Raw genomic sequence first — 17158 nt, 5'->3', positions numbered from 1 at the left:
GCCGAGGCCCGAATGGGTCAGCGGCGAAGCCGCTCACAGGGGTATGACCGTCATGTCCCTGCACTCGTCCGCGTGTCAGTCGGCCGGTGACCGGTCGAGGCGGTGGCTGTCGGTACCGGTGTCGGTACTGATTTCGGTGCGGTTGCCGCTGCCGGCCACGGCGCGGATTCCGACCAGCAGTTCGGGCAGGGCCAGCTGGGTCACTCCGATCGCGGTCCACGAGGGGTAGGGGGCGGGTCGACCGATCGGCGCTTCATTCCGTGGGGCCTCATCGTGGGTCTGGTCAGACGAGCTGACGGAAGACGGGGGAGCGGAACGGGGCGCCCGCGTTCAGCTTCGCCATCTCCTCGACGAAGAGAACGCCGTTGCGGGCGAAGTGCTTGTTCTCCTCCGGGAGGGGGCGGAATGTCGCGTCGTCGCCGAAGAAGCGCAGGACCAGCGTGTGGCGCTCCGGGCACGCGGCGTCGACGTGCGCGCCGCCGTGCAGCGCGCGGGGGTGGAGTACGACGACATCGCCGGGCTCGGTGGCCCAGGAGAGCACGTCGTAGGCGTCGGGATCGTGCGCGAGTTCGGCGTCGATGTCCGGCAGACGCGGCAGGGAGCCGCCGCCATGGAGGGGTTCGGTGGGATCGTCGGGGTTGGCGAAGGTGGTCCCGTCGTACTGGGTGCCGTGGCGGGAACCGCGGATGATCTCCAGCGAGTTCGCTTTCGGGAGTGCCTGGAAGCTGATCCAGGCGTTGGCCCAGTGTTCTCCGGCCCAGGGCAGGTACGCGGTGTCCTGGTGCCAGGCGGTGCGGGCGCCTCGTCCGCCGGCCTTGAGGAATATCTCCTCGGCGAAGTACCAGACATGCTGCGAGTCCCACAGGTCGGCGAACGGCCGGCCGAACGGCAGCGACGAGACCATCGCGTCCAGCCGCGACTTGGCGAGCGGGTTGGCGTTGTCGACGTGTGACTGCTGCACGGTTCCGTTGAACACCCGGGTCGCGTTGGGTCCGGGGTGCTCGACGGCCCGGTGGTACGCCTCCTGGCACCGCGCCAACTGCGCCGCGTCGAGGCAGTTTTTCATGAGGACGGCGCCGTCGTCGCGGAATGTTTCCCGCACTGACTCCTGCATGGGCGTTCGTCCCGTAGGTCAGGTGGTGGCAGCACCGTAACGAGCCCTCCGCACTTTGCATAACAGTCGTTACGTTAATTGTGTGGCAGAATCACAGGGTGGCCGACAACGCGACCCGACAAGCGGACAACGACGGCAGAACCGGGCCGGTGGGGCGGCGTGGCCGCCCGACGGGCGATCGCGCGGCGAAGCGGGCCGAGCTGCTGAAGGCAGCGGCCTCGGTGATCGCGCAGGAGGGTTACGCCAGCACCTCGTTGCGCAAGGTGGCCCACCGTGCGGGGTGTACGACCGGGGCGGTGACGTACTACTTCGCGAACAAGGAGGAACTGGTCACCGCGTTGGCCGAGAGCCGGTTCGACGGCTTCGACGCCATGCTCGCGGCCGGCCGGGACCAGCCCGACATCAGGGCGCTCCTGGAGCGGTGGCTGCTCCGGACCACCGACGACCCCGAATTCTGGCCCGTGATGTCCCAGCTGCTCGTCCACGCACGGTACGAACCGGCCTTCGCCGCCGTCATCGAGCGGCGTTACGCCCGTCACCGCAGTGGGCTGGCCTCGCTCCTCGCGGCCGGACAGGCGCAGGGAACCATCCGCGACGACATCCCCGCCGACCTGCTCGCCGACCAGCTCGGCGCCATCGGTGACGGCTGGATGATGATGTTCCCCATCGAGCCCAAGAGGTTCACGGCGAGCCGGGTCCGGGCTCTCCTCGATGCCGCCGTCACCTTGATCGCTCCCCATCCGGGCGCCCGCCGTACGTCCGGTTCGTAAGTGACGAGCCCGCCGTCCGTCATCCGCCGCACGGGTGGCGGACGACGGACGGCGGGTGGCTGCGGCCCGTCGGCGGCCTGTCCCACCTCGCGCATCCGGGGCGCGGCCTGGGTCAGGTTCCCCGGCCGGTGATGCGCCCAGGCGCCGCGGGAGAACGGATCGGTCGCCCAGTCGTGGCAGGCGGTGTCGACCATTTCGATGCCGGGGACGAAGGTCCGCAGGGCGCGTTGCACCGCCGCTCGGTCATGGCCGTCGATCGCCGAGGCGTCGGAGCAGAGGCACATGACCAGGGTGGCGCCGTCATGGCGGTACTCCGTCCTGGCGGCGTTGACGGGGTGCTTGCCGACCGGGGCGACGGCGGTGAAGGGCGCTGTCCCGCCCCGGACCCGCGCCCAGAGCTTGAGCGCCTTCACCGGGTGCTTCTGCTCGATCATGGTGCGCACCGGCTGGGCGAGGGCGGGGGCGATGGTCACGTCGTCCAGGGTGTTGAGCGGGAGTGCGACGACGGCGTGACGTGCTCGGACGCGGTCGCCGTCCCGGGCGGTCACGGTGACCCCGGCCCCGTCGTCCTCGACTGCCGACACCGGTGTGGACAGCCGCAGTTCGGCCTTCGACTCGCCGGTGATCGCGTCGAGCAGCCGCTTGGTTCCGCCTTCGATGGGCCAGGCGTGGGCGGTTTCGAAGAACGCGCCCCAGTCGCCGAAGGTGGTCGCGGCCCACAGGAGGAATTGGGCGATGCCCTGCTCGCTGTGGGAATGGACCAGCGACGCCGGCATCCCGTCGAGCGCGTTCCGGTCGTACGCCGGACAGGTCCAGTGCGTCGAGCCGGTCCCCGGGCGTCTCCTTCTCGATCGCGCTGGTGTCGGCGGCGCCAAGGTCGAACGGCTGCGGGAACCGCGCCCGCGCGTCGTGCAGGCAACGGGCGGCCAGCGGGCCGCAGGGGCTCGCGTACTCGGCCGCCGTACCCGAGTGCACGGCGCCGTCGGCGAGCCAGTCGTTCTTCTCGGTCTCCATCGGTGCCGCCAGGCCGGTGCCGTAACGCGTCAGTTCGCGCCAGACGTGCGGCTGGGTCCAGTGCGCGTACGCGCCACCGAACTCCACCGAGCGGCCGAACGCCTCACCCGTACAGGTCCGGCCGCCCACTCTGTCGCGCGCTTCGCACAGCACCACCGAGTAGCCCTCGGTGCTGAGATCCCGGGCTGCGACCACACCGGCGAGGCCGGCCCCGACCACTGCGACGTCATGCAAGTCGGCCACGGCTTCCTGTCCTGAGTACGGAGGATGGCGGCACCGTACCGAGCGGCACGCATTTGCGCAACGAGTGTTACGAGAAATGCGGCCGCGCCTCTGCCCTCGCGCTCTCCCCAGAGTCCGAACTCTTTCCGCCGGCCGGCTCCCGCCGGAACCGGCCGGCGTCACCGGGGTCACGTACTGCGAGCGATTCCGGTCACCAGGCGAGGGGGCGGCCTGTCCCGCAGGTGCCCGCCCTGTCCATCTGCGCACTCTTTCCGGGCCTGCCGAGGCGGGAACCCGGGTGTACCGTCGATGTCAGGGCGACTCGCCGTAACGGCGCAGGAACCAACGGTACGGCGGCGGGTGGCTCCAACGGGGGAAGGAGCCGGGATGAGCGAACGGGCACTGATCGGCGGACGGTACCGGTTGGTGCGTCGCATCGGTCGGGGGCCTTCGGGCGGGGAGCGATGGGTCGCGCAGGACGATGACCTGCGGACCGAAGTCCTGCTCACCGAAATGCCATTGTCGCCCGGCGTGGTCGAGGGCGAAGTGGTCCGGCTGCGCCAGGCGCGCGAACGCGCCGACCGAGTGGGGCAGTTGCGCCGGCACGCGCATGTGGTCGCGCTGTACGACGTCGTGGAGCACGAGGGTGATCCCTGGGTGGTGTCCGCGTACCACCCGGGCGCGGTCGACCTGGCAACGCGCCTACGGCAGGACGGCCCGGTACCGGCCGGGGAACTTGCCGGTATCGCCCTGGCGCTCGCCGACGCGCTCGGAGCGGGACACGCCCTAGGGGTACTGCACGGGCAGGTCTCGCCGTCCGCAGTCCTGCTGAAACCGGAGGGGGCGGACGGACAAGTGCCTGAGCAGGTACTGCTGACCGGATACCGATTCAGCGGCACGGTGCCGGCGGTGGGCACGGAGGCCGGGTTCCTCGCCCCCGAGCGGTCGCGGGAACCCGGCCGGGCCGCGACTCCGGCCTCGGATGTCTACGCGCTGGGCGCGACGCTCTACGCGGCCGCCGAAGGCCACCCGCCGCCTACACCCCCCGAATCGCCCGTTCACGCGCAGGAGTTGGCGGGCCTCATCGGCGAGATGCTGGCCGAGGAGCCGGCGCAGCGGCCGTCGGCCGACCAGGTGCGGGCGGCACTGGAACGGCTGATCGGCGCGAACGCGGACGGCCCCGAGGCCGAACAGGCTGGAGAACGACCCGGCGAGCGGGAAGACGAGGAGGGCACAGGTCCCGTCGGTGAGCGCCGGCGGTTCGCGCTGCGGGCGGCTGGCGTGTGGCGGCCCGTGGCCGTGTCCGCGGTGGTGGTGCTGATCGCGGCCACCGGAACCTTCCTGGCGCTGACCGCCGGCGGAAGCGACCCGGAAAAAGGCCGGGACAAAGGCCAGGGCAGGGGAACGCCGAGCGCGGCGCCGTCCACCTCGCACAGTGCGGCCGTCTTCCCGTACGGGCAGTCGGTCGGGCTCACCGAGCCGCTCACCACCGGCGACTGCGTCAGCGCCGTGTGGGCAGGGCGCCCGCTGGAATCCGTACCCAACCTCGGCGTCGTCGACTGCGGCGCCGGGAACAACGCCCAGGTGGTCGCCATGCTGGACTTCCCCAGCGTTGAGACGGCGCGTTCCGGGGCCACCCGGCAATGCGCACGGCAGGCCGACGAGGTGGCGGGGCAGCTGCCCGACGCCGGTGCCTACGCCGTGGTGCCGACAGCCCAGGGCTTCGAGGCAGCGGGCGGGCGGGCTGCCTGTCTGGTCGCCTCCCGCCACGTCCCCTTCAGCGGGGAGGTGGGCCGCTTCCGCGATCACGGTATCGACCTCAACCTGCAGCAGATGTCGGTCGGTGACTGCTGGACCTACAAGGAGAAGAAGGACACCTACCAGGCGTTGCTGGCGTCTTCGTGCAGCGAATCGCACACCGACCAGGTGGTGGGGTTCGTCGAGGCACCACAGGGCATGAGCGTCGACCGGGCGTCCAAGAGCGCGGCCGATCTGTGCCGCAACCGCTTCGGTGCGACCTGGGCACCCGGCGACGACACCGCCCTGTTCGGCTACGTCATCGACGCCACCGGATGGAACAACGGGTTCCGGCAGGTGGTCTGCACCGTGAGCCGGGCCGACGGCAAGCCCGTGACGGGGGCGTACGAACCGTCGGACGCATAGCGGCCGGGGCGGAAGGGGGACCCGCATGAGCAGGGATTCGAAGGGCCCCGCGGGGCAGGAGGCCACCCGGCTGCTGTGCGTGGGGGCCTATACGGACCGGCGGTACCGGCGGCAGGTCATCGAGGAACTGGTGGAACACGAGGAACGGCCGGTCGCCGCTTCCCTCGGCTGTGACGTGCTGCCCGTCCTCGCGCATGCGCTGCGTGCCCGGCGCTGGGAAGCGCTCACCGGACTGGCGGTGCTCCTGATATGGGCGGCCTTCGCCGTGGTGAACGCCCAGGAAGCGGCAGTGTTCGCGACGGCGTGGGTCCTGCTGTGGGGGCTCACCCTGGCGGGGCGCCAGGTCGCCGAGGCGTTCATTCGAGGGCGGGGCGGGGAGGGGCCGAAAGCGCTGTCGCCGGCTGCCCTGTTCAGTGGCGTCGTGCTCCTGGCCGCGCTCGTGGGCGGAATCCCGGTTCTCGTGCCCTGGGCGTTGACCGGCGTAGCGCCCGGCCACGCCCTGCTCTTCCTCCTGCTGCTGGTGGTACCGGTGTGGGCACACCGGGTACGGACGGTGCTGCTGATGCGGCGGGAGCTGAGCCGGGAGTCGTTCGACGCCCACCCCACGCTCCGGCTGCCGGACACCCGGCGCTACCGGCGCATCGGCGCGGCCATCGGCCGTGAACAGTTCTCACCGCTCTGCGCCTACCGCCCGGACCGCCCGCTGATCGGCTTCGGGATCACCTACGACGCCTGGTCGTTCGTCCTGGAGCTCCGGCCGAAGAACCGGGCCGCCGAGGACGGCGCCGACCGGCCGCCACCACCCGGCGGGCTGAGCAACCGCGACGTACTCGACCTCATCCGGCCACAAGTGGCGTCGCTGCGGCTGGCAGGCCCGGCCACCGCCCGCGACCGGCTCAGCCAGTTGAAGGTCGACGAATGCGTCTGTCTGCCGGTGTACGGGCCGCGCCAGGACATGCCGTACGAGACCGAGCAGCTGCGCGAGTGCCTGCGGGAGGCGGTGAACGACGACGGTGAGGCGCGCCGGCACTTCCTGCGGGTGCGGATCACGGCCTGGGGCGGGCAGTTGGTGGTGACCGTACTGGTCCGGGTGCACACCCAGGGCGCGATACTGGTGCTCGAAGTGGCCCCGCACGTCCTGGCGCCGGCCCGGGCCGAGTTCGAGTCGGCCGCCCGCGCGGCCTCCGACCAGGACCGGCTGCTGCTGGGCAACACGGTGCTGGCGCTGCTGACCAGCCCGGTGACCTCCACCGCCGCCGCCTTCGGGCTGCTGCGTACGGCCCTCACGTCGTCCCGGACATGGCTGCGCCGTCCGCCCCGGTCGAGGCCGGACGGCCCCCGGGTGTCGGTACGCGAACTGGGCAGTACGAACCAGGTGACCCTCTTCCAGGAGATGGACGCCAGCCGGTATGTGAAGACCGTGCAGGACCGCATCACGAACGGTGTGCTCCAGGCGCTGCGGTCGAAGGGCTACGACACCCGCGAGTTCGAGCGGCAGACCGTCACCGTCGGCCAAGGAGCGATCTACATCGGCGCGATGAGCGGTGGAGTCGCCTCCACCGGCGCACGCACGGACATCCAATACACCCGAGGAGACCGCCATGGGACCGCCCCCGGCCGACGACCCACACCCCCCTGACGTCCACGGCGGCGCACCGAACCGCGACCGTGCCCCCGCCGCCCCGCCGGGTTCGATCAGCGTGGGCGGCTCCGTCTCGGGCGGGGTGCTCAGTACCGGTCCGGACGCCCGTATCACCTACGCCATGCCGGAACCGACCGACCCGGCCCCTCTCCTTTCGGCGATGACTGCGCTGCGCGCCGCCCTCCTTGCCGCCACAGGCCCCGGCCCTACGGAAAACGACACTGACTACCCGGAACTCGACGCCGAACTCGCCCTCACCCAGGAAGAGATCGAACGTCGCGGAACCCTCGCGGCCAACCGCCGGCAAGCGCTGCGGGAGCGCCTGGAGCTCATCACCGCCGCGACCGCCGGCGGCACGTCACTGGCCACACTGGCCCAGACGGTCGCCGGCCTGCTGACCTGACCTCACCTTCTCCCGGCGCACGGTCAAGCCCCGGCACATCGCGCCGGGACCGCCGTCCGTACGGGAGAACGCCCCGTCCCGGGCCCGTACCACCGGCCACCGCCCGCCCTTCCACTCGGCGCCCCCCCGCCTCGCCCCGTTCGGTGACCCAGCGGGCGGGCGCCTGCGCGCTCCAGCCGATCCGGTGCGACAGCAGATGCAGCTGCGGGCCCTGTGCCGGCGGAACCGGCACGTGGCCCGACCCGGCAGGACCGCCGCACCCCCGTGGCGGCGGCCCGGTCCCGGCTCAGCGCAGCCGAGTTGCGGCGTACGCCTCGATGGCGGCCCGCTGGTACGCGGCCAGGCCCGGCGCGATCGACTCGTACACCGCGCGCCAGTGCTCGTTCTCCACACAGCAACGCCCGATCGCGCGGTATTCCTCGGCGGTGGCTGCCCGGCTCTGGGCCAACGTCCGGTACTGGGTGTCGATCTCGGCCTGCACCGCGTCGGCGTCAGCGGGCAGGCCGGTGGCCATCAGCTCCGCCAGCCGGATCATCTGCGCCGTGCGCTCGCGCTCGTCGGCCTCGATCTCGGCCTCGCTCAACGCCGCGGTATGCCGCTCGACGGCCCCGACCAGCTCCGGGAAACCGCGCAGGACCTTCATGCACTGGACAGGCCGGAGGCCCTCGAACAGGTTCTCCGGCCGGCTGATGCTGATCATGTCTGTGCCGTCCTTCCTGGACTGCTCCAGTTCGGTGATCGTGCGGGCGACGGTGCCGGCCAGGCCATCCAGCCGGTCGCGCTCGGCGAGCAGCCGACGGTAATGGCCCCGCAGGGCCTCCAGCTCGTCGACCTGCGCGGCCAGGATCCGGCCGATCTCAGGCAGCCCCAGGCCCAGCGCCCGCAGGACGAGAACCTGCTGCAACCGCAGCAGTTGCCGCTCCTCGTAGTACCGGTGGCCGTTGGCCCCGACCCGGGCCGGCGGCAGCAGGCCGATGTCGTCGTAGTGCCGTAGTGTCCGGGCCGTCACACCCGACATCCGGGCGACCTCCGCGATCGGCCAGGCCATCGCCGCCTCCCTCACACGTGCTTCACCGGGCCGGAACGTCCGGCCCTGCTCAGGACGGTAGAGGCTTCCGCTGCGGCAGCTTCAAGCCCAGCTCCCAGGTTCCCAGGTCGCGCACCGATCGGCGGCCGGTCGGTGATCACGGTGGGCCTGCTCGCGAAACCCAGCGCTGTCGAAACTCGCAAATACTCTCGCACCGCACCGATGAGCCGGTGCCTCCCGGACCAATGCAGAAGTGCCGACCCTTTCTCGCGAACGCCGACTCTTTCCCGTGAACGCCGACCTTTGCTCGTGAACGGAGGCGGCGGACCCACCGTCAGTCGTCAACCAGCCGAGAATCTCCACCATTGATGATCCCTGGCTCTTGGCGGAGAAGAACGTGTCCCGGCCCTCGCGTCCGACGGCGGGCCGCCGGCCCCGGATCTCGGTGCCGCCGACCGTACCGGGTCTTCCCGCTGTCACCGAGATGGCCGACGACTCGGCCAAAGCGCGCGGCCGAAGAACAGGGCTCACAGTGCACCCTCGCTCGGCGAGCAGCGGTCGCACCGCGCCGAATGCGCAGGCGATGATGGTCGCACCATCGGGGATACGGAACTCACTGCCGTCCCCCAGAGGGGGGTTGCGGCGCACGGCACTGACAACGCCCGGATGAGGCGCTGTCGCCGGCTTTCTCAAGATGTGGTCAGCCCGGGGCGTAAGAACGGTCGGGCGCCCGTCAAGGCCGTGCTGCAGGCAGGTGTGCGCATCCGGTCATTTCTTCGACGGGCGTTGTGCCGAGCATGTCAGTAATGCAAACCTTCTCCCGGCAACGGGGAGCCACAGCTGCACCATGCCCATCACGCCATCACTGATGGGCCAGCGGGCCCCGGCGCTCTCTCGGGTGACCACAGGAGATCCACGGGAACATGGGGGAAAACACATGACGAGGCGTCATCGCCGTTGGGGAAGAGCAGCAATGGCCGGCTCGGCGACAGCCGTCCTGGCGCTGGCAGTGACACAACCGGCCGCTACGGCCGCGGGCCACGCCCAGAGGCCGGCCGAGCGTCAGAGCCCGGGCGTGGCGCGGGCAGCGGAAGCCAGTGGCGGCGCTCATGCCGCCGGGAAGACTCGTGGCTCCGCGTACTGGACGAAGGAGCGGATGGCCAAGTCCAAGGCCACGCCGCTGCCGACAGTCACATCCAAGAACCGGCAGCAGCCGACAGGTACCGCTCCCTCTTCGACGCTCGGCCCGGAGTCCGCCCCTCCGACGGGGCCCAAGGACCAGGGCGGGCACGAGAGAGCGTCTGGCGGCACGATCGCCGACATCAACAAGGCCCAACGATGGGGCCGGCCCGGATCACAGCCCGCGATCACTACGGGACGTCTCTTCTACCGCGCTCCCGACGGCAGCGGATTCAACTGCTCGGCAAGTGTCATCACCGCCAAGAACAAGAGCACCCTTTGGACCGCCGGACACTGCGTGCACCCCGGTGGCGGCGGCGACAGCAAGTTCTACGACCCGGACTACATGGCCTTCGCCCCGGACGACGACGATGGCAAGGCGCCGCACGGCACGTGGGACGTCACCTACATCAACACCACCAAGGGGTGGTCCGAGGACGGCGACTTCGACTACGACGTCGCCGCGATCAAGCTCGCTCCGCAGGCCCAGCACGGCCACATCGAGGACTTCACCGGGTCCCAGGGCTACCGCTTCAACTACGGCCAGGAATTCAGTGACGTGACCTTCCTCGGCTACCCCGCCGCCGGCAACGGCCGCACCTTCCCGGGAGATCAGCTCTTCTACTGCCTCGCCGACACCGAGGACGCGAGCATCTTCCCCTGGGACGAACGGCTCCAGATGGAATGCGACATGGGACAGGGCTCCAGTGGCGGCCCCTGGATCGACGACCTCGGCGGCAACGGCCGTGGCTACATCGTCGGAGCCATGTCGCACATCGACGAAGACGACCCCGACGACCCCGACAATCCCTGGAACGAGCCCTATGGCTACTCCGCCAACCATGGGGACGGCGCGATCAACGTCTACCACGACGTCGCGGACGACTGAGGGCCACTGCTTCACACCCGCACGACCGGGCGGCACCATCACGCGGTGCCGCCCCACCGCATGAACGGCGCGTCACTTCCGGGGATCGGGCATCTGCGCCGGTGACGCCTCGCGCCTGCGTTCTTCCGTCCAGTACGACGACCCGGTGCCCGGTTTCCGGCTGGCCGAGGCGCCGCCGCCGGCCTTCTCGGGGTCGGACGAGCGGTGCGTCGGGGAGGATTCGCTCGGTGCCGGTTCGCCCGGGCCGCCGGTCTCACCGCCCGGGACACCACTCACTGAAACACCGACGACCACAGCCGCCAGTACGGCGGCCACCGCCCCGGCGACGGCCCACAAGCCTCTCGACACTCGCGCCACAGTGGCTCCTCGAATACGGCAGGTGTCCTTCGCCCTGTGGGACGTGGGCCCCGGCCACCTGGTTCCCCAGGGCGGGCCCCTCAGCCGGCGAAACCACCCGCTGGAACAACACCTACAGGCCATTCGATACCTGGGGCAGCCCACGGGCGGCTTCACGCCTCCTCGAATGCCGGTGCAGCATCCTCGGACGTCGACACTGATCACTTCCGACAAGTGGGCTGCTGCCTCCGCCACACCGGGGTGGCCACACCGTGGGAACCGGCGACCATGCGCCGAGGGCAGCTGATGCGGCGGTACGGACGGAACGCGGCGATGTTCTGCGCGATCTGCTACGACAGGTTCCGGAGTCGGCCCTCGCGGACCGGTCCGCGTCGTCGCGCCGCAGTGCGGCGATCAGCTTGCCGGCCTGACGAGGCTCAGCCCGGTGAACGGGGCAGTCCTGGACGGTTTGCTTTCCCGACCTCCGGCTGCGCCGCCCGGCTTGCGTGCGGAGTTCTCAGGCAAGACCGGCGTATGTCACCGTCCGCCCTGGTTTCAATGCACCGGCGACCCGATAAGCCAACTCTGCGCCTCTGCGGCGCAATTCGACACGCCGAGCGTCATTCCCCTCTTCGTCGCGCGTCGCCAGGTACCGGTTCATCTCGGCGTCGAAGTCGCCGGCCCAGGAGTACAGGTCGTCCACCAGATCGTCGGGCAGGTCGAGGGCAGCGGCAGGGTCATCCGGCATGAAGTCACCGAATCCCTCCGCACGGAAAGGCCCCCACTGGTACTCGGCCATGATGGTCATGTGAAGGGGGTGCGGTGGAGTGCCATGTGCCTCCAGAGTCCAGTGCAGGCGTGAGCACCCCCAGCACACGAACTTCGCCGAGCCGTGCCGAGCGTCCCAATAGCGCACAACCCACTCCGGCCCCAGATGCCGCGCCACGGATTGGGCAAGCCCGAGGCCGGTCTTGAGGTGTTTACGCAGTGCGCCCTTGGCGGTGGAGCCTTCCGGCGGAAGAGCGGTGTCCCAAGAGGCGAGGTCGTGTGCCAAACGTTCAGAGAGTCCCAGAGCGGGATCGCCCACCGGCACGCCGACCGTGAAGTCGTCCGGGGCAACCGCATGGAACCCCGAGGTCGAGGTGAACAGGGGAGAGCCATCTCCTCGTGCCAGCACCAGAAGATGACGAAGTACCTCTTGCTCGTTCATGCAGGATTTGCCCCTGGGGTGAAACCGTTGTCGCCCACCGAGATGGCAACGCCTCGGCTCAACCCAGCGTGTCCATCAGGGCGGTGACATAGGCGTCCAGCCGCTCCTCCACAGCTCGCGTCGTCAGCTCTGCCCTCCCTGCCTCCCGCCATGGCTGCGCCACCTGCCGCACTTCTTCCGAGGCGGCCAGCCCGTCCCGCACCTGCCAGTACAGCCGCTCACTCGCGGCCGCTGCCAGCACCCCGCCGGCCTCCTCATATGCCTCGGCGAAGCGCAACCCCCACGCCGGGCCGTGCAACAGCGCGAGATTGACGGAGCAGTGCGCGACATCGAGGTCCGCCGGGCCCCAGGAGGCCGCCGCCCAGTCGACGACGCCGGTGATCCGGGGATCAGCCGGCCCTGGGGACGGCACGTCGAACAGCACGTTGCCGGGCTGGAAATCCCGGTGCAGAAAGCGGCCCTTATAGGGCGGCGCGGGCCGGCGGATCACGTCGATCGCCGCGGCCCATACCGTCGCGTCGGCGCCCTTCGGAACCACGACGGTGTCGGCGGTCGTCAACGCCACGTACTCCCGGGGCCGTTCGGCGGGCCGCAACGCGTGGATCGCCACGAGTTGACGGGCCAGCAGAGGAACGCGCGTCTCCAGCCCCTCATCGTCGAGGACCGTCCGGCCCGCCACATGCGTCATAAGGAGCGACGGATACTCGCAATGCGCGGCGGTCGGATCAACCGCGACTAGTCCAGGAGCCGGCACGCCGGTCCCCGTGAGCAGGGACAGGGCGTCGGCTTCCCTGTGCAGCCAGTCCCCGGCACGCTCCACGTAGTACGGGTCGACGAAGCTCCGCAGCACCAGGTCACGAGTGCCGCCGTCCCGCGTGCCGATGGTCAGCCGCCGCATTTCGGCAGTGATGCCGCCGTGCAGCGCCTCGGCCCTGACGACCCGTTCACCGGGCCCCAGGTGCTGGCTCACCCAAGCCAGTGTCAACGGCCGGACCGCTGCCACCTCATCATGGTTGGTCACCGTGCCACCTCATCATCCGGACGGCGGCACGCGCAAAGGCATTCATGGGAGGAGGTGGCAACACTGCTCTGCTCCTCTCGCAGCTGCCGCAGGCACCGTTCAGGCCTCGCACCGAGCCGTGGCCGCAGCCTGGAGAGTCTCCGTTCAGCGGGCTCCGGCTTCGAACGCGGGGAGTTGTCGCGGTCGGTCACTGAAGCAGGAGCACCTTGCGACGCCGTCCGAATCCGGTGCGCCCGTGGAGCTGCTTTCTGACCTTCTCGATGCGATTCACGGTTCACTGACCACATCGCCGCTACCCCGCTCCCACGCCCACTCCCGCTCCAGGCGTCCTTGCCGAAGCCGACGGTGGAGCCGTCCATCCGGGTCTGCTCGAACTTCTCCGAGATGACCATCTGGCCGTTGTACGTCGGGTTCTTCGCGCTGCCGCCCGAGATCGGCACGGACTTGATCGTCTTGCCGTCGCGGACCACCGTCATGGTCTGGGTGTCCATGTCGACGGTGGAGACCTGGGAATGGCCGATGGTGAAGGTCACCGTCTTGGGGGAATCCCGCGGCAGGCGGGGCCTTGGCGGCAGGGGCTATGCCTTGAGGTGGCCGCCCATCCACTCCAGGGCGGCGGGTATCTCACGGCGCCAGGTGTTGAAGCTGTGGCCGCCGCTGTCCAGGATGATCGACGCGATGCGGCCAGGGGACTTGGTCTGCTGGATGAACTTCAGCGTGTCCGGGTAGTTCGGTTCGCCCTGCTTGCTGGAGGTGACCAGGAGGTTCACCGGCGGTGCGGGAAGGTTTTTCTGCCGCCACAGCAGATCGTTCTCCCGCTCCAGCTGCTTGTCGCCGCCGAACAGGTCGCCGGTCTTGGCGTCCCGGGGAGCCTTGTAATCGGCGGAGAGGGCCACACCGGTGGAGAACGCCTTCGGGTAGCGCATCGGCATCTTCAGGGCGCAGTAGCCGCCCGTGGAGTCCCCTATGACGCCCCAATTCCTGGCGTCGGTGCCCACCCGGTAGTGGCTGGATATGTCATGGCGTACGTCATCGGTGAAGAACGTCTCGGTCTGCGGGCCGTTCGGGACGTCCACGCACTCCGTGTCGCGCCCCGGCACGACGGCCGGGCTCATCATCACCAGTATCGTCGGCTGCGTCTTGTTCTTGCGGACCAGGCCGTGCTGGGTCTGCGGGAAGTCCAGCTTCTTGTAGAGGTTCTGCGCGATGCCCGGGTAGCCGGTCAGTACCACGGAGGCCGGGAAGCGCTTCTTTGCGTACTCCGACTGGAAGTACTCCGGCGGCAGATACACGAACGCCTGGCTGTTGACCTTGGATTTCTCGCCCTTGAGCACGACCTTCTCGATCCGGCCGGCGGCCTGGGGCTTGGAACCGCCGGGCAGACCTGCGTGCTCGGTGCCGAGCACCTTCACCTTGCCGCCGTTCGGGCCGGTGCTCACGGAATCCTGCTTCTGGCCGAGCAGTTCCCCCCAGGAGCCGAAGAAAAGGTGCGCGTCGTTCGCGAGAAGGCCGACCAACGCGAAGATGGACAGCTGGGTCGCCAGCAGCAGGCCCACACGGCCGAGGACCGCGCGCCAGTTGCGTTTGGACAGGCGAGGCCATAGCCAGATGGTGAGGGCGAAGAGTGCTACCGCGAAAAGGACGGCCAAGAGCAGCACTGTTTTGCTGGTGAGACCCATGTGGCGCTTTCTTACGGGCGGCCGGTCAGCCGGGCCGCAGGTGCTGCCCCGGGCCCTGATACACCGTCGTACAGGGCGCAGCCGTCCAGAGATCGCGACGCACACTCGCATGTTCTCTCGACCGGGGCGACGGGCAAATAATGTCTGCCAGGCTAGATGGCGAAAAGTCCGGGACGGTTGCATGGCATCCGGGACGGTTGCGTGGCCCCCGCCACGTCGGCTGCGCGGCCCCGCCCGGGAAGGTGCCGCCGTTGGTGGCACAGCCGGCTGCATACGCCGCCCTGGCTCACGCCGCGTGGACACCGGAGTGACACGCGGCTGTTCGCCGGCTCGCTGCCCGGCGTCATGTAACAGGACGTAGTCCTTGGCGGACTGGCGCAGGGCCTTGCGGGCCATCCCCGCGGCGTCGGCGAGGAGGCGGCGGCTCTTGCGGCCTGCGACGCGGCCCGTTCCCATGGCTACCGCGCCGGACCGGCGGGAGAGGTGGGCGAACCCGTGTGTGAGCAAGGTGATGCACGCCGCTCAGGCCGCTCGTTCGCCGCACGGAGTAAACTGGGTATCACCGAGAGCATTTCGTACACCGGCTCAGATGTCGGCGTCGTTCTCGGAGAGCGATGACCTTTGGCAGACGACGCAGGCGAACTGCCCGTCGCGGTGCCTCTCAGGTGGACCGAGCCATGACTGTGCTCGCCGAACCGACGACCTTCTCCCCCGACCAGCGAACGGCCAGGCTTTCCCTGACGCCGGCGGACCGGTCCGGTGGCCCGCTGGACGGCGCCTGGTGGCCCTGTTCCCGCGACCTGGCGCGTGAACTACCGGCTCTCGCCGCGACACTCGACCCGCTGTGGGGCCGGATCACCCACATCACGGTGAACCCGACCCACTGGCCGGCGATTCCGCGCAAGGTGCCCGTCAACGGCCATGTGGTGGGGGTCGGAGTGTTCGCGGCCGAACAGGACCCGCACGAGCTGTACCTCGTCTCCTACACCGTGGGACGCTGGGACCTGCTGATCGTACCGCCCGAAACCGCCCCCGACCGGGCGGCGGAGCTGATGCGGGCGGCGGCCGACCCGCACAACACACGTACGGCGAGCGGTCTTATCGAGACAGTCGGTCCGTCAGCGGTTGCGGCCGCCCGCCGGGCGGGTACGCGGAACACGCTGTCCGACGCGGCCGACGACGCGGCCGGGTGGGAGAGCGAGGGCGGAGCCGTCCGCACAACTCCGGCCCGCACCGGGTACGGCCGGTGAGCACCGGGAGTTCCCGTCACGATGGCGGTGCCGCGTACCGTCATCGCTCCGGTCTCTCCGTGTGCTCCTCGGCCCGTCGCCCGGCACCTCGAATACACCGCGGGCTCCCGCTCCGGCGATCCCGCGCCCGGTTCCGACGGCGAAGACCGCCGGGCCCGGAACGGGGGAGTGCTGGACGCACCCGGGGGCATCCACTCCGCGGGGACCGCCATGACCGCCCATGGCGGTGGTCGTGACCGACCGCGCCCCCTACGCCGCCCCGCGCGGCCCGGAAGGAACACTTATGACATATCGACGCCCACTGTCCGACCGCCCCGAGCGCACCACCCCACGGCCGGGGGCCGCCACGGCGGCCGAGGAATCGCCGCCGGCCCCCGGTCACGCCGACGTCCGCATCGTGGCGGCGTCTCCCGAAGCGGCCCGTCTGGTCGCCCAGACGCTGCGCGACCACTACGCCGCCACCGAGCAGCGTAGCTACCCCACCGACGCACCCGACGGCGGCACCAGGCTCCACCTCACGGTCGACACCACCCGCACCCCCGGTGCCGTGGAGCCGCCCCGGCCGTGGCCGGTCGCCGGCCGGCCCCACCACGACGAACTCGCGAACGCCGTCCCGCAGCGGTCCGCACCCACCACCCCGGACGAACCGTCCGGAGACAGGCTGACCCCATGACCACCACCAGCGTGCCCCCGACCGCCCCTCAACGGTCCCTCCCCGCCCGGTTCGCCCTCCTCCCCCAGGGCACCGGCTTGCACCGCATCGACGGCGCGTGGTGGCCGCGCACCCGCCACCTCGCCACCGAACTGCCGCCCCTGCTGGACGCGTTGGCCCCCCGCTGGGGCCGTATCACCCGGGTCACCGTCGACACCTCGATGTGGAACACCGGCCCCCACCGCCTGGTGCTCGGCCGCCGGGTGATCCACATCAGCCAGTCCGCCGGCATGGGACACCGGAACACCGTATGCCTGCTCTCCCTGGGCACCGGCCGGTGCGACCTGCTCGTCATACCGCCCGACACCCCAGCGGACCGGGCCGGCCGCCTCCTGGCCAACGCCTCCCACGCCGACGGCGGGGCCGGGCGGCGGCTCGGCGCAGCGGGCCACAGCCCGCACACCACGGCCGGCTGACGGCCCCGCGGCGGCACAGGCCGCAGCCTCCCGCCGTACCGGCACCCCTCTATCTTGCAGGCCCGAGCCCCCGGCCGCACCCAACCCCTCTGACCAGGCCGAGGAGTCAGG

At 70.3% G+C, this 17158-nt stretch carries 14 protein-coding genes and 3 pseudogenes; 8 read left to right on the top strand and 9 right to left on the bottom strand.

The genetic code is table 11. The features are described 5' to 3' along the window. Positions 1–75: 75 nt before the first annotated feature. Both ACZ4Z1_RS22595 and ACZ4Z1_RS22590 read right to left on the bottom strand, forming a co-directional pair. Positions 76–204, bottom strand: a complete 129-nt coding sequence (locus ACZ4Z1_RS22595) for a hypothetical protein (RefSeq protein WP_468488393.1) — start codon at positions 202–204, stop codon at positions 76–78. Between the two features lie 79 nt (positions 205–283). Then, on the bottom strand, positions 284–1114 hold the full coding sequence (locus ACZ4Z1_RS22590) for a phytanoyl-CoA dioxygenase family protein (RefSeq protein WP_468488392.1): 831 nt from the start codon (positions 1112–1114) through the stop codon (positions 284–286). 98 nt (positions 1115–1212) lie between these two features. Here ACZ4Z1_RS22590 and ACZ4Z1_RS22585 point away from each other — a divergent pair, with 98 nt between their 5' ends. Next, a complete protein-coding gene (locus ACZ4Z1_RS22585; RefSeq protein ID WP_468488391.1) occupies positions 1213–1884 on the top strand; it encodes a TetR/AcrR family transcriptional regulator in 672 nt (223 codons plus the stop codon). Between the two features lie 164 nt (positions 1885–2048). Here ACZ4Z1_RS22585 and ACZ4Z1_RS22580 read toward each other — a convergent pair. After that, positions 2049–2660, bottom strand: a pseudogene (locus ACZ4Z1_RS22580) (FAD-dependent oxidoreductase); the annotation flags it as partial. Positions 2661–2964: 304 nt separating this feature from the next. After that, positions 2965–3093 (bottom strand): annotated as a pseudogene (locus ACZ4Z1_RS22575) (FAD-dependent oxidoreductase); the annotation flags it as partial. Between the two features lie 414 nt (positions 3094–3507). Between ACZ4Z1_RS22575 and ACZ4Z1_RS22570 the strand changes: the two are divergent. Genes ACZ4Z1_RS22570 through ACZ4Z1_RS22560 form a run of 3 tightly spaced genes read left to right on the top strand, consistent with a single transcriptional unit; the run spans position 3508 to position 7328 of the window. Continuing rightward, positions 3508–5283, top strand: a complete 1776-nt coding sequence (locus tag ACZ4Z1_RS22570; protein ID WP_468488390.1) for a protein kinase domain-containing protein — start codon at positions 3508–3510, stop codon at positions 5281–5283. Between the two features lie 25 nt (positions 5284–5308). Then, positions 5309–6922 (top strand): hypothetical protein, encoded by a 1614-nt coding sequence (locus tag ACZ4Z1_RS22565; RefSeq protein WP_468488389.1) that lies wholly within the window; start codon positions 5309–5311, stop codon positions 6920–6922. Further along, complete coding sequence (locus ACZ4Z1_RS22560) at positions 6885–7328, top strand: hypothetical protein (protein WP_468488388.1); 444 nt, start codon at positions 6885–6887, stop codon at positions 7326–7328. Before ACZ4Z1_RS22565 ends, ACZ4Z1_RS22560 begins: the two co-directional genes overlap by 38 nt. 286 nt (positions 7329–7614) lie before the next feature. On the opposite strand, the gene ACZ4Z1_RS22555 is transcribed toward ACZ4Z1_RS22560, so the two are convergent. Continuing rightward, a complete protein-coding gene (locus tag ACZ4Z1_RS22555) occupies positions 7615–8376 on the bottom strand; it encodes a MerR family transcriptional regulator (RefSeq protein ID WP_468488387.1) in 762 nt (253 codons plus the stop codon). A 1135-nt stretch (positions 8377–9511) separates the two neighbouring features. On the opposite strand from ACZ4Z1_RS22555, the gene ACZ4Z1_RS22550 reads away from it, so the two are divergent. Further along, positions 9512–10423, top strand: a complete 912-nt coding sequence (locus ACZ4Z1_RS22550; protein ID WP_468488386.1) for a trypsin-like serine peptidase — start codon at positions 9512–9514, stop codon at positions 10421–10423. An 853-nt stretch (positions 10424–11276) separates the two neighbouring features. On the opposite strand, the gene ACZ4Z1_RS22545 is transcribed toward ACZ4Z1_RS22550, so the two are convergent. The 4 genes and pseudogenes from ACZ4Z1_RS22545 to ACZ4Z1_RS22530 all read right to left on the bottom strand — a co-directional run bounded on the left by ACZ4Z1_RS22545 (position 11277) and on the right by ACZ4Z1_RS22530 (position 14669). Then, positions 11277–11969 (bottom strand): hypothetical protein, encoded by a 693-nt coding sequence (locus ACZ4Z1_RS22545; RefSeq protein WP_468488385.1) that lies wholly within the window; start codon positions 11967–11969, stop codon positions 11277–11279. Positions 11970–12027: 58 nt separating this feature from the next. Continuing rightward, positions 12028–12990, bottom strand: coding sequence for a phosphotransferase family protein (locus tag ACZ4Z1_RS22540; protein ID WP_468488384.1), 963 nt, complete (start codon positions 12988–12990; stop codon positions 12028–12030). Positions 12991–13304: 314 nt separating this feature from the next. Then, positions 13305–13529, bottom strand: a pseudogene (locus ACZ4Z1_RS22535) (L,D-transpeptidase); the annotation flags it as partial. A gap of 39 nt (positions 13530–13568) precedes the next feature. Then, entirely contained in the window at positions 13569–14669 is a 1101-nt protein-coding gene (locus ACZ4Z1_RS22530; RefSeq protein WP_468488383.1) for an alpha/beta hydrolase, read from the bottom strand. Positions 14670–15346: 677 nt separating this feature from the next. On the opposite strand from ACZ4Z1_RS22530, the gene ACZ4Z1_RS22525 reads away from it, so the two are divergent. From ACZ4Z1_RS22525 to ACZ4Z1_RS22515, 3 genes are all read left to right on the top strand, one after another. Beyond that, a complete protein-coding gene (locus tag ACZ4Z1_RS22525; RefSeq protein ID WP_468488382.1) occupies positions 15347–15919 on the top strand; it encodes a DUF5994 family protein in 573 nt (190 codons plus the stop codon). 283 nt (positions 15920–16202) lie between these two features. Further along, positions 16203–16592: a hypothetical protein gene (locus ACZ4Z1_RS22520; protein WP_468488381.1), complete on the top strand. Its 390-nt coding sequence runs from the start codon at positions 16203–16205 to the stop codon at positions 16590–16592. Continuing rightward, positions 16589–17047: a DUF5994 family protein gene (locus tag ACZ4Z1_RS22515; protein ID WP_468488380.1), complete on the top strand. Its 459-nt coding sequence runs from the start codon at positions 16589–16591 to the stop codon at positions 17045–17047. Before ACZ4Z1_RS22520 ends, ACZ4Z1_RS22515 begins: the two co-directional genes overlap by 4 nt. Positions 17048–17158 lie beyond the last annotated feature (111 nt).

Source organism: Streptomyces sp. NPDC030165, assembly GCF_055573595.1.
Note: the sequence above shows the minus strand (reverse complement) of the source record. Positions and strands in the feature narration are given on the sequence as shown.